Here is an 11,279-nt window from a genome sequence, read left to right on the forward strand (position 1 = left end):
GCGCCGAGGACGTGGGCCTCCTGCTCAGCGGTCGCTACGACACCGCGGGCCTCTCCACGACGGAGCGGATCGAGTCGGCGTCGGTCTGGGGCGAGCAGCACACGGCCGTCCTGCAGGACTTCGCGGACAGCATCCTGCACGGCACGCCGCTGCTCGCACCCGGGGCGGAGGGGATCCTCGGGGTCCGGCTCGCCAACGCCATCCACTACTCGAGCTGGACGGGACGCGAGGTACCGCTCGACCTCGACGAGGGCGTGTTCCTGGCGGCGCTCAACGAGCGGATCCGCGAGGAGGGGGCGTTCCCGGAGCGGAGCTGACGGGGCGGAGCCGCGCTGGACGGGACCGGAGTGGTGGGCGGCAGGCCGGTGACGGCGGCCTCCCGGAGCGCGGGCTCCTCGATCCGGCGCGACCCGGACGCGAGCGACGGGCCGGGCGGGCTTCTCGGCCCTGTGGCAGCATGGGCGGCGGACGGCGCCCCGTCCGCCGCCGTGCCCCTCGAGAGAAGACCGCGATCGTGCCCAGCGAAGACGCGCCCACCGGCCCCTCCGCCGCGAGACGCCGCGGCCGCTCCGCGACGACGATCTACGACGTCGCCCGACTCGCCGGCGTCGCCCCCTCCACCGTCTCCCGCGGGCTGAGCACGCCCGGACGGCTGAACGCTGCGACCGAGCAGCGGATCCGCGCCGCCGCGAAGGAGCTGGGCTACCGGCTCAACCCGATGGCGCGCGCGCTGCCGACGGGCCGCACCTCGACCCTCGGGCTGCTGGTGGCCGACATCACCAACCCGGCCTTCTTCCCCGCCGTGCGCGGAGCGGAGCGGGCGGCGTCGCTCCGCGGCTTCACGATGATCCTCGCCGAGTCGCAGGAGTCCGGGGAGCGCGAGGCCGAGGCGGCCGACCGCATCGCCGCCTCCACCGACGGGCTCGTCCTCGTCAGCACCCGCCTCAGCGACGAGGAGATCATCGCGCTGGCCGGGCGCATCCCGGTCGTCGTCCTCAACCGCGTGGTCCCCGGCGTCGCGGGGATCGTGCCCGATCTCGCCCCCGGGATCGACGCCGCGCTCGACCACCTCGCGGCCCTCGGCCACCGCTCCCTCGCCTTCATCGCCGGTCCGCCCGACTCGTGGATGAGCGCCGCGCGATGGGAGCTCCTCCTCGACCGCGCTCCGCAGCGGGGCATGACGGTCGTCGAGATCGGGCCGGGCGTCTCGACCCTCGAGGGCGGGAGGAGCGCGCTCGCGAGGGTGACCGCCTCCGGCGTCGGCGCGGTGATCGCCTACAACGACCTGGTCGCCATCGGACTGATGCGCGCGGCTCAGGAGTCGGGCGTCGCGATCCCGGAGCAGCTCAGCATCATCGGCTTCGACGACATCTTCGGGAGCGACTTCACCTCGCCGCCACTGTCGACCATCAGCGCACCGCTGGGCCGGATGGGCGAGCGGGCGGTCCGCCGGGTGCTCGGCGACGAGGAGCCTCCGGAGCGGGCCGACGACCTGCCGACGGAGTTCGTCCCGCGCGCCTCGACGGGGCCCCGCCGCGACTCCTGACCCCGGTCCGCGCCCGGTGCGCCATCCGGTGCGACACCTCTGGCAATCGGTTGACACTTCTCGGCACCCATACTTGGATGGCCCCGTGCCGACTAAGCTGCTGAACGATCCCGACCGACTCCTGCCGATCGACCCGACGACCCGGGCGATCGCCCGCGATCTCCACGCGAGCGTCGCCGACCTGCCGATCCTCTCCCCGCACGGGCACGTGGATCCGCGCCTCCTGCTCGAGGACCGCCCCTTCGCCGACGCGTCCGAGCTCTTCCTCCGGCACGACCACTACGTCACCCGGCTGCTCCACTCCGCCGGGATCGACCTGGGCGATCTCGGCATCCCGGGAGGCGAGCGCCTCGCCGGCCCGGAGGAGGTGTGGCGCACGTTCTGCGCGCACTGGCGGATCTTCGCGGGAACCGCCTCGGGCTACTGGCTCCAGTCGATCCTCGCCGAGCAGTTCGGCATCACCGAGCAGCCCGACGCCTCCACCGCCGACGCCCTCTTCGCGGCGATCGCGGCCCGGCTGGCGTCCGCCGCCTTCCGCCCGCGGGCGCTCTTCGAGCGGTTCGGGATCGAGGTGCTGGCGACGACCGACGATCCGCTGGACGACCTGGCCGTCCATCGGGCTCTGGCGGAGGATCCGGCGTTCCCGGGCCTGGTGCTGCCGACCTTCCGCCCCGACGCCTACCTCGATCCCTCCACCCCCGGCTGGCCCGAGCGCGTCGCCGCCCTGGCCGCCGCCACCGGAACGAAGGAGTCCAGCTTCCCCGGATTCCTCGAGGCCCTCCGCGCCCGGCGTCGGTACTTCCTCGACCACGGCGCCGTCTCCGCCGACCACGGAGTGCTGGAGCCGCTGACCGTCGACCTCGACCCCGCCGAGGCGCAGTCCCTCTTCGCCCGCGCTCGCGCCGGCACGATCGACGCCGAGGGCAGCCGCGTCCTCGCCGCCCACCTGCTGCTGCAGTCCGCCCGCATGAGCGTCGACGACGGCCTGGTGATGACCGTCCACGCCGGCGTGCTGCGCAACCACGATCGGCCGACCTTCGAGCGCTTCGGTCCCGACACCGGCCACGACATCCCCGTCGCGACCCGGTTCGCCGAGCCCCTCCGCCCGCTGCTGCAGGAGCTCGGCAACGCGCCGGGCTTCCACCTCGTCCTCTTCGGGATCGACGAGAGCACCCACTCGCGCGAGCTCGCTCCCCTCGCCGGCTACTACCCGTCGGTGTTCCTCGGAGCGCCGTGGTGGTTCCTCGACGCGCCCGACGCGGTGCTGCGCTTCCGCGCCGCCGTGACGGAGACCGCCGGCTTCTCGCGGAGCTCCGGCTTCATCGACGACACCCGCGCGTTCCTCTCCATCCCGGCCCGTCACGACATGGCGCGGAGGCTGGACGCCGCGTTCCTCGCGCGCCTGGTCGCCGAGGGGCGCATCGACTCCGAGACGGCGAGCGCCGTCATCCTGGACCTCGTCGACGCCCAGCCGCGGAAGGTCTTCAAGCTGTGAGCGGGCACGGCGGAGGAGGCGGTCTCGATCGCGCGTCCGCGGGCCTGCCGGCGGCTCCCGTCCGCATCGTCCACCTCGGCCTCGGCGCCTTCCACCGAGCGCACCAGGCCTGGTACACGCACGCCGTCGACGACGACCACGAGTGGGGCATCGCCGCATTCACCGGCCGGAGCCCCCGCGCGGCCGAGGAGCTCGCCGCGCAGGACGGCCTGTTCACGCTGATCGAGCGCGGACCGGAGGGCGACTCGGCGACGGTCGTGGGCAGCATCGTCGAGGCGGTCGACGGCGCGGAGGTCGCGCGTCTCGTCGAGCTCGTCGCGGCTCCGGCGACGGCGATCGTCACGCTGACGATCACGGAGGCCGGGTACCGTCTCGCCGCGGACGGCGGCCCCGACCTGGACGACCCCGCCGTCCGGAGCGACCTCGCCGCCCTCCGATCGGGAGGAGCGCCGGCGACCGCGCTCGGCCGCCTCCTCCTCGGCCTCGCGGCCCGGCGCGACGCCGGCTCCGGCCCGCTCGCCGTCGTCCCCTGCGACAACCTCTCCGGCAACGGCCCTCTCGTGCGCCGTGGACTGCTCCTGCTCGCCGAGCGGCTCGACCCGTCGCTCGCCGACTGGATCGACCGCACCGTCTCGTTCGTGTCGACCTCCGTCGACCGGATCACCCCGGCGACCACGGCGGCGGACCGGGAGGCGGCAGCCGAGCTCACCGGCATCAGCGACGCCGCGTCCGTCGTGACCGAGCCGTTCCGCGACTGGGTCCTCTGCGGCGGCTTCCCCGCCGGTCGGCCCGCCTGGGAGCGCGCCGGAGCCCGCTTCGTGGACGACATCGAGCCCTTCGAGCGGCGCAAGCTGCGACTCCTCAACGGCGCGCACACGCTCCTCGCCGCCACCGGCCGCCGGCGGGGTCTCGCCACCGTCGCGGAGGCGATCGCCGACCCCGCCTGCCGGAGCGCCGTCGAGGCGTTCTGGGCGGAGGCGGCGGCCGGCCTCCCCGCCGGTCTCGACGCGGACGCCTACTGCGCCGCCCTCCTCGGGCGCTTCGGCAACCCCCGGATCGAGCACCGCCTCGAGCAGATCGGCGCCGACGCGACCGCCAAGCTCCGCATCCGGATCGCGCCCGTGCTCCTCGCGGAGCGCGCGGGCGGACACGACGGAGCCGCCTCCCTCCGTGCCGTCGCCGACTGGATCGCACTGCTGCTCCAGGGCGACCGCCTGCCCGACGCGCAGCGCCCCGCCCTCGACCGCGCCCTCGGCTCCGCCCGACCCGTCGAGGCGCTGCTGCGGCTCGTCGATACGCGCCTCGCCGACGACCCGGCCCTCGTCGCCGCGGTCGCCGCTCAGGCGGCCTAGACCTCCACCCCGCCCCTCCGCGCGGCGCCTTCCGGCGCCGTCGGCAACCGATTGCCACCCTCGCACCGTCTCGATGCGGCGCGGATCCCCGACGGGTCCGCGCCCGGGTAAAGGAGCCCGCATGACCCCCCGCACCACCGCGCCCGGAGCGCCCGCCGCTGAGAAGCTCTCGAAGCTGAGCATCGTGGGCTACGGCGCCGGCGACACGGCGAACAACCTCGCCTTCACCACCGCCACGATGTTCCTGCTCGTCTACTACACCGACGTCGCCGGGATCTCCGCGGCCGCGGCGGGCACGCTGCTGCTCGTCGTGCGGATCTTCGACGCGTTCGCCGACGTCTTCGCCGGCCGGGTCGTGGACCGCACCTACAGCAGGCGCTTCGGCAAGTTCCGGCCCTTCCTGATGTTCGGGTCGGTCCCGCTCCTGCTGCTCTCGGCCGCGACCTTCTCCGTCCCGCAGATCGGCGAGAGCGGAACCCTGCTCTACGCCTACCTGAGCTATGCCGCGCTCGGCCTCGCCTACAGCCTCGTCAACATCCCCTACGGCTCGCTCGCCGGAGCGATGACGCAGGTCGGCACCGAGCGCGCGAAGCTCGCCAGCGCCCGCGCCATCGGCGGCGCGATCGTGGGGGCGGGGCTCGGCACCTTCATGGCCCCGCTGGTCGTCCCCGGCGCCGATCTGCAGTCGCTCTTCTCGATCGTCACGCTGAGCTTCGTCGTCGTCGGCTCCGCGCTCTACCTCTTCACGATCCTGACCGCGAAGGAGCGCGTCCAGCGCGACGTCGCGCACGTCACGTTCCGTCAGAGCATGACGACCCTCCGCTCCAACCGGCCGCTGCTCTTCCTCTGCCTCAGCTCGTTCCTGTTCCTCACCGGGACGCTCGCGCTCCAGACCGTGCAGCTCTACTACCTGCGCGACGTGCTCGGATCGGTCCAGCTCTACGCCGCGATGTCGCTGATCCAGCTCGCCCTGACCTTCGGCCTGGCCGCCCTCGTCCCGACGATCGTGCGGCGGTTCGGCAAGCGCAACGCCTACATGGCCGGAGTCGCGGTCCTGATCAGCGGCGGGACGGTCGTCTTCCTCGCCCCGGGCGACGCGGTGGCGGTCGGCTTCGGCGGACTGGTCCTCGCCTACGTCGGCATCCAGCTCGTCAACATGCTCGTCTGGGCGATCGAGGCCGACACCGTCGAGTACGGGGAGTGGAAGACCGGCATCCGCTCCGAGGGCACGATCTACGCCCTGTTCTCCTTCACCCGCAAGACCGGCCAGGCGGTCGGAGGCGCCCTCGCCGCGTACGCGCTGGCCTGGGGCGGCTACGTGGCCGGGGCCGCGGAGCAGAGCGAGCACGCCGAGTGGGGCATCCGCGCCGCCGCCGGCCTCATCCCGGCCGTCGCGGCCCTGCTCGCGGTGCTGATCATGGCGTTCTACCCGCTGACCGACCGCCGGCACGCGCAGATCGTCGCCGAGATCGCCGAGCGCCGCGAGAGCACGGGTCAGGCCGCGCCCGTGGCGCCCGGCCTCTCGACCGCCGCGTTCTCGATGGACCGCGCTCCCGGCCGGAACCCCTGACCCGATCCCCCACCACGAAAGGCATCCCATGAAGATCGACAAGGCCGAGGTCGTCGTCACCAGTCCCGACCGCAACTTCGTCACCCTCAAGCTCACGACCGACGACGGGCTGACCGGCCTCGGCGACGCGACCCTCAACGGCCGCGAGCTCGCCGTGGTCTCCTATCTCGCCGACCACGTCGTGCCGCTGCTCCTCGGTCGCGACGCCTCGCGCATCGAGGACACCTGGCAGTTCCTCTACCGGTCGTCCTACTGGCGCCGCGGGCCGGTCACGATGGCGGCGATCGCGGCGGTCGACACCGCCCTCTGGGACATCAAGGGCAAGGCCGCCGGCATGCCGCTCTACCAGCTGCTCGGAGGCGCGTCCCGTACCGGCCTGCTCGCCTACGGCCACGCGTCCGGGCGGACGGACGCGGAGCTGTTCGACAGCATCCGCGAGCACCAGGAGGAGGGGTACCGCGCGATCCGCGTGCAGACCGCGGTGCCGGGGCTGACCTCGATCTACGGCATCGCCTCCAACGCCGTCCTCGAGGGCAACGCCGGTGTGCGCTACGACCACGAACCGGCGCAGCGCGGCGGCCTGCCGACCGAGGAGGACTGGGACACCCGCGCCTACCTGCGCCACGTCCCCCGCGTCTTCGAGGCCGTCCGCAACGAGTTCGGGCCGGGGCTCCCCCTCCTCCACGACGGCCACCACCGGATGACACCGATCCAGGCCGCGGCCCTCGGCAAGTCCCTCGAGCCGTACGACCTCTTCTGGCTCGAGGACTGCACGCCCGCCGAGAACCAGGAGGCCCTCCGCCTCGTCCGGCAGCACACCACCACACCCCTGGCGATCGGCGAGGTCTTCAACACCGTCTGGGACTACCAGCTCCTGATCCGCGAGCAGCTGATCGACTACATCCGCAGCGCGGTCACGCACACCGGAGGCGTCTCCCACCTCCGGAGGATCCTCGACCACGCCGCGCAGTACCAGATCAAGTCCGGGATGCACGGACCCACCGACGTCTCCCCGGTGGGAATGGCGGCCGCGATGCACCTGGGCCTGGCGATCCACAACTTCGGGATCCAGGAGTACATGAAGCACGGCGAGCGGACCGACAGCGTCTTCCAGCAGTCGTTCACCTGGAGCGAGGGACGGCTGCACCCGGGCGACGCCCCCGGTCTGGGCGTGGAGCTCGACGTCGACGCCGCCGGGAAGTACCCCTACGTGCGCGCGTACCTGCCCTTCAACCGACTCGCCGACGGCACCGTCCACGACTGGTGACCTGCCCCCCTCCGCCGAGGCGATCCCGGACCGTCGCGGGAGCCACGACCAGCGGGCTCCCTCGACGGTCCGGGGTTCCCCCCGCCGGGCACAGGCCGGTCAGGGCACGAAGCGGTAGCCCATGCCCGCCTCGGTCAGCAGGTGCCGCGGATGCGCGGGGTCGGGCTCGAGCTTCTTGCGCAGCTGCGCGAGGTAGAGGCGCAGGTAGCCGGTGTCGGTGACGTGCGCGGGGCCCCAGATCTCGGCCAGCAGCGAGCGGCGGGTGACCAGCTTGCCCGCGTTGCGGATGAGGATCTCGAGCACCTGCCACTCCGTCGGGGTGAGCCGCACGGAGACGCCGTCCCGCGTCGCGCTCTTGGCCACCAGGTCCACGGTCACCTCGCCGATCACGACCAGCGGCTCGCCGTCGGCCGGCTGCACGCGTCGCGAGAGGGCCCGGATGCGCGCGAGCACCTCGTCCATCGAGAACGGCTTGGTCACGTAGTCGTCCGCGCCGGCGTCGAGCGCGCCCACCTTGTCGGCCGCGCCCGTCCGCCCCGACACCACCAGGATCGGCGCGCTCGTCCAGCCGCGCAGTCCATGGATGACCTCGACCCCGTCGAGCCGGGGCATGCCGAGGTCGATCATGTAGAGGTCCGGATGCTCGTCCACCGCGCGGTTGATCGCCTCGGTGCCGTCGCCGGCCGTCACCACGTCGTATCCGCGGGCGGTGAGCGTGATGCGCAGGGCGCGCAGGATCTGCGGGTCGTCGTCGGCGATCAGGATCTTCATGCGGCTCCTCCGGAGTCCTCGTGCGGAGCGGTGCCCGACCCGCCGTCGTGCGGGGCGGCAGGAGCGACGTGAGCCGCAGGAGCAGCGGCAGCAGTCTCCGGCGCCAGCGGCAGCGTCACCACCATCGTCAGCCCGCCCCCCGGAGTGTCCTCCGTCTCGAGCGTGCCGCCCATCCCCTCCGTGAACCCCTTCGACAGCGCGAGGCCGAGGCCCAGGCCCGTGAGGTTGTCGTCGTCGCCGAGCCGCTGGAACGGCACGAAGATCTCGGCGCGCCGCTCCTCGGGCACCCCGGGGCCGTGGTCGACGATCCGCAGCTGCGCGCTCCCGCCGAAGGCGCTGGCGGCCACGCGCACCCGGGTGCCGGACGGCGCGTAGCGGACGGCGTTCGCGAGCAGGTTGACCACGACGCGCTGCAGCAGAACCGCGTCGGCGAGCAGCGCCGGGCCCTCCGGATCGAGGTCGAGGTCGACCTCGCCGGGACCGAGCCCGAGCTCGTCGAGCGCGGGGAGCACCACGTCGGCGGCGTCGAGCGGGGCGAGCGCCACGGCGAGCGCCCCCGCCTCCAGCCGCGTCACGTCGAGCAGGTCGGTGACCAGCGCGGCCAGCACGGTGAGGCTCTCGTCGGCGGTGGCGAGCAGCTCCTCCCGGTCGCGCTCGCTCCAGACCACCTCGGGCGAGCGCAGTCCGCTGACGGCCGCGGTGGCCGCGGCGAGGGGCCGGCGCAGATCGTGGCTGACGGCCGACAGCAGGGCGCTGCGCACCCGGTCGGTCTCGGCCAGCGGAGCGAGGGAGCTGGCCGTCTCGCTGAGGGCCGCGTTCTCGAGCACCGAGTCCAGCTGGGCGGCGACGACCTGGAGCAGCCGCCGCTCGCTCCCCTCCAGCTCGCGGCCGTGCAGCTCGAGCACCGCGCCCTCGCCCACCGCGATGCGCGCGGGATCGCCCTCCGGCTGCGGCTCACCGTCCGCCGCGACGAGCTCGCCGCCGCGCAGCAGCCGCACGCCGGTCAGCCCGAACGCCTCGCGCGAGCGCTCGAGGATCGCCTGCAGCGCCCCCTGCCCGCGGATCACGCCGCCCGCGATCGTCGCCAGCAGCTCCGACTCCGCCCCCGACCGCTTGGCGGCCCGCGCCCGCCGGGCCGCGCGGTCGACCACGGCGCTGACGAGCGCCGCGTTGAGCACGTAGAGCACCAGCGCGAGCGCGTGCAGAGGCTCGTCGACGGTGATCGTGTAGAGGGGATCGACGAAGAAGAAGTCGAGGGTCAGCCCCGAGAGCACGGCCGCGAAGAGGGCCGGCCAGAGCCCGCCGACCAGCGCGACCACCACCACCAGCAGCTGGTACGAGAGCACGTCGCTCGTGATCGACTCGTCGCTGCGGAGGCTCGAGAGCAGCCAGGTCACCAGCGGGCCGCCCACGAGGGCGAGTGCCAGTCCCAGGAGGCGGCGCCGCAGCGTCAGGGCGCCGTCGAGCCTCGGCAGCACCGCGGTGCGCCCGGCGGCGGAGTGGCTGACGATGTGCACGTCGATGTTGCCGGACTCGCGGATCACCGTCGACGCGGTGCCGGGCGTCAGCGCCGAGGCGAGGCGGCTCCGCCTGCTCACGCCGATCACCAGCTGCGTCGCGTTGACCGAGCGGGCGAACTCGACCAGCGTGCGCGGCACGTCCTCGCCGACCACCTGGTGGTAGCTGCCGCCGAGCTTCTCGACCAGCACCCGCTGCGCCTCGAGCACGTGCGGCCGGGGAGTGCGGAGGCCGTCGGGGGTCACCACGTGCACGGCGAGCAGGTCGCCCCCGGAGGCGCGGGCCGCGATCCGCGCGCCGCGCCGCAGCAGGGTCTCCCCCTCCGGCCCGCCGGTGAGGGTCACGACCACGCGCTCGCGCGCCTCCCAGGTGCTGTCGATGCCGTGCTCGACGCGGTAGTCGCGGAGCGCGCTGTCGACCTCGTCGGCGAGCCAGAGCAGCGCGAGCTCGCGCAGGGCGGTCAGGTTGCCGAGCCGGAAGTAGTTGGACAGCGCCGCGTCGATGCGCTCGGGCGGGTAGACGCGGCCGTCGGCGAGGCGGTCGCGCAGCGCCTGGGGCGCCAGGTCGACGACCTCGATCTGGTCGGCGGCGCGGAGGACCGCGTCCGGGATCGTCTCGCGCTGCGGCGCTCCGGTGATCGCGTGCACGACGTCGTTGAGCGACTCGATGTGCTGGATGTTCACGGTCGAGAAGACGGTGATGCCGGCGTCGAGGAGCGTCCGGACGTCCTCCCAGCGCTTCTCGTGCCGGGAGCCGGGGGCGTTGGTGTGCGCGAGCTCGTCGACCAGCGCGACGTCGGGCCGGCGGGCGAGCACCGCGTCGAGGTCCATCTCGTCGAGCAGCACGCCGCGGTGCTCGACGGCCCTCCTCGGCACGACCTCCAGCCCCTCGACCATCGCGGCGGTGGCGGAGCGGCCGTGCGTCTCGACCACGGCCACCACGACGTCGCGACCCTCGGCGGCGAGCCGGCGGCCCTCCTCGAGCATCGTGTAGGTCTTGCCCACTCCGGGCGCGGCTCCGAGGAGCACGCGCAGGCGGCCCTTCGTCATGCTCCCGGCCTCCCCTCGTGCTCGCGGCTCCGGGGCGTCCCGGGCTCGCGGGACCGGCGTCGATCCGCTCGATCGGACGGTCCCGACGAGCCGATCGCGATTCTACGAGCCGGAGGCGCCACCGGAGCGGTCACAGCCGCGCGAGAGCGGCGTTGAGCTCGAGCACGTCCACCGTCGGCTCGCTGAGGTACCCGAGCTCGCGGCCCGCGGTGTGCTCGTCGACCAGCGCGCGCACGGCGCTCACGTCGAGCCCGCGGGCGGCGGCGACGCGGGGCGCCTGCAGCTGCGCGTAGGCGGGGCTGATCGCGGGGTCGAGCCCCGAGGCGGAGGCGGTCAGCGCATCGGCCGGCACCGCGGCCGGGTCGACGCCCTCGAAGGCCGCGATCGCGGCCCGGCGCTCCTCGACGGACGCGACCAGGTCGGCGTTCTCGGGGCCGAGGTTGCTGCCGGTCGAGGCCGCGGCGTCGTAGCCCGCGGCGGAGGGACGCGACTGGAACCACTCCGGCAGGGGCGCTCCGTCGGCGTCCGTGAACGACTGGCCGATCAGCGACGAGCCGATCACCGCGCCGTCCTGGCGCAGCAGCGAGCCGTTCGCCTGGGCGGGCAGGGCGAGCTGCCCGATCCCGAGCACCGCGAGCGGGTACGCCGCTCCCAGCAGCACGGTGAGCACGATCATCGCGCGCAGCGCGACACCGTAGGGACGGAACATGG

General features: G+C 73.9%; 8 protein-coding genes and 1 pseudogene. 6 read left to right on the forward strand and 3 right to left on the reverse strand.

Annotation, left to right across the window (positions count from 1 at the left end; all coding sequences use genetic code 11):
* The 6 genes and pseudogenes from C5C74_RS11305 to manD form a co-directional block, all read left to right on the forward strand.
* Window positions 1-317: pseudogene (locus tag C5C74_RS11305) on the forward strand (gfo/Idh/MocA family oxidoreductase); the annotation flags it as partial.
* Window positions 318-514: 197 nt separating this feature from the next.
* Window positions 515-1,546, forward strand: a complete 1,032-nt coding sequence (locus C5C74_RS11310) for a LacI family DNA-binding transcriptional regulator (protein ID WP_159940282.1) — start codon at window positions 515-517, stop codon at window positions 1,544-1,546.
* A gap of 85 nt (window positions 1,547-1,631) precedes the next feature.
* The gene (gene uxaC / locus C5C74_RS11315) at window positions 1,632-3,041 is read left to right on the forward strand and encodes a glucuronate isomerase (RefSeq protein WP_104351562.1); all 1,410 of its coding nucleotides are present in this window, start codon (window positions 1,632-1,634) and stop codon (window positions 3,039-3,041) included.
* Window positions 3,038-4,393 (forward strand): mannitol dehydrogenase family protein, encoded by a 1,356-nt coding sequence (locus C5C74_RS11320; protein ID WP_258063509.1) that lies wholly within the window; start codon window positions 3,038-3,040, stop codon window positions 4,391-4,393. Before uxaC ends, C5C74_RS11320 begins: the two co-directional genes overlap by 4 nt.
* Window positions 4,394-4,514: 121 nt before the next feature.
* On the forward strand, window positions 4,515-5,963 hold the full coding sequence (uidB, locus tag C5C74_RS11325) for a glucuronide transporter (protein ID WP_104225767.1): 1,449 nt from the start codon (window positions 4,515-4,517) through the stop codon (window positions 5,961-5,963).
* 28 nt (window positions 5,964-5,991) lie between these two features.
* The gene (gene manD, locus C5C74_RS11330; protein ID WP_104262587.1) at window positions 5,992-7,230 is read left to right on the forward strand and encodes a D-mannonate dehydratase ManD; all 1,239 of its coding nucleotides are present in this window, start codon (window positions 5,992-5,994) and stop codon (window positions 7,228-7,230) included.
* Window positions 7,231-7,329: 99 nt separating this feature from the next.
* Here manD and C5C74_RS11335 read toward each other — a convergent pair whose 3' ends face one another.
* From C5C74_RS11335 to kdpC, 3 genes are all read right to left on the reverse strand, one after another.
* Window positions 7,330-8,001 carry a response regulator gene (locus tag C5C74_RS11335; RefSeq protein WP_104222647.1) on the reverse strand — a complete coding sequence of 224 codons (672 nt, stop codon included), beginning with the start codon at window positions 7,999-8,001 and terminating at the stop codon, window positions 7,330-7,332.
* On the reverse strand, window positions 7,998-10,568 hold the full coding sequence (locus tag C5C74_RS11340) for an ATP-binding protein (protein ID WP_104268829.1): 2,571 nt from the start codon (window positions 10,566-10,568) through the stop codon (window positions 7,998-8,000). The genes C5C74_RS11335 and C5C74_RS11340 overlap by 4 nt, the downstream gene beginning before the upstream one ends.
* A gap of 130 nt (window positions 10,569-10,698) precedes the next feature.
* A complete protein-coding gene (kdpC, locus tag C5C74_RS11345) occupies window positions 10,699-11,277 on the reverse strand; it encodes a K(+)-transporting ATPase subunit C (protein WP_104351563.1) in 579 nt (192 codons plus the stop codon).
* Window positions 11,278-11,279 lie beyond the last annotated feature (2 nt).

It is taken from the genome of Rathayibacter sp. AY1E8 (genome assembly GCF_002931415.1).
Lineage (GTDB): Bacteria > Actinomycetota > Actinomycetes > Actinomycetales > Microbacteriaceae > Rathayibacter.

What these genes read in the sequence shown, in the direction of transcription:
- kdpC (WP_104351563.1), bottom strand. Translation starts at nt 11,277, where the DNA reads ATGTTCCGTCCCTACGGTGTCGCGCTGCGCGCGATGATCGTGCTCACC.
- manD (WP_104262587.1), top strand. Translation starts at nt 5,992, where the DNA reads ATGAAGATCGACAAGGCCGAGGTCGTCGTCACCAGTCCCGACCGCAAC.
- C5C74_RS11340 (WP_104268829.1), bottom strand. Translation starts at nt 10,568, where the DNA reads ATGACGAAGGGCCGCCTGCGCGTGCTCCTCGGAGCCGCGCCCGGAGTG.
- uidB (WP_104225767.1), top strand. Translation starts at nt 4,515, where the DNA reads ATGACCCCCCGCACCACCGCGCCCGGAGCGCCCGCCGCTGAGAAGCTC.
- C5C74_RS11335 (WP_104222647.1), bottom strand. Translation starts at nt 8,001, where the DNA reads ATGAAGATCCTGATCGCCGACGACGACCCGCAGATCCTGCGCGCCCTG.